This is a genomic window from Vibrio sp. 2132-1, from assembly GCF_033344315.1.
This window is the reverse complement of the sequence record NZ_JAWPON010000245.1, coordinates 1-772: the sequence shown is the minus strand read 5'-3', so window position 1 is coordinate 772 and position 772 is coordinate 1. Positions and strand designations below refer to the sequence as shown.

General features: G+C 45.3%; 1 protein-coding gene. It reads left to right on the top strand.

Annotated features, from left to right (window positions below):
• Positions 1–659 (top strand): GNAT family N-acetyltransferase (locus tag R8N47_RS24715; protein WP_318186040.1); only part of this gene is annotated, 659 nt, incomplete at its 5' end.
• Positions 660–772 lie beyond the last annotated feature (113 nt).

Below are 772 nucleotides of genomic sequence, written 5' to 3'. Positions count from 1 at the left end.
CACTGCAAGAGTTACAAGAGTTCTCTGACGTCATCGACAACGATGTGTACGACATCCTAACGATTGAGTCTTGTCTAGAAAAACGTAGCGCGCTTGGTGGCGTGTCACCAAAACAAGTCGCTTATGCCGTTGACCAAGCGGACAAGCGTTTGGCGCAGCGTGATAGTTCGGCCGTTAAAGTACGTCCTGCACGTTTAACGGATATCGAAACGCTTGAGGGCATGGTTGCGTACTGGGCGAATATGGGCGAAAACTTACCTCGTTCTCGTAATGAACTCGTTCGCGACATTGGCTCATTTGCCGTTGCTGAACATCATGGTGAAGTGACTGGTTGCGCATCTCTGTATGTGTATGACTCTGGACTTGCGGAAATTCGCTCGCTCGGTATTGAGGCGGGTTGGCAAGGACAAGGGCAAGGCAGCGCGATTGTGAACTATTTGGTGGATAAAGCACGTCAAATGGCGATTAAGAAAGTCTTCGTACTAACACGTACGCCAGAGTTCTTTATGAAGCAGAGTTTCTTGCCAACATCTAAGTCTCTGTTGCCAGAAAAAGTGTTGAAAGATTGCGACCAATGCCCGCGTCAACATGCCTGTGATGAAGTCGCGTTAGAGATCAATTTAGTTGAACAGATCATCCAACGCAGTCATGTCGCATAGAATATTGATTTTGTTAGTATTTAAACAGATATCGTTAGAGAACGATCATTTACATAAGTTTTTGCTAAAAAAATCGAAAAAACTTTGAACCTTTGAGAGGAAGCTCGGTCTAT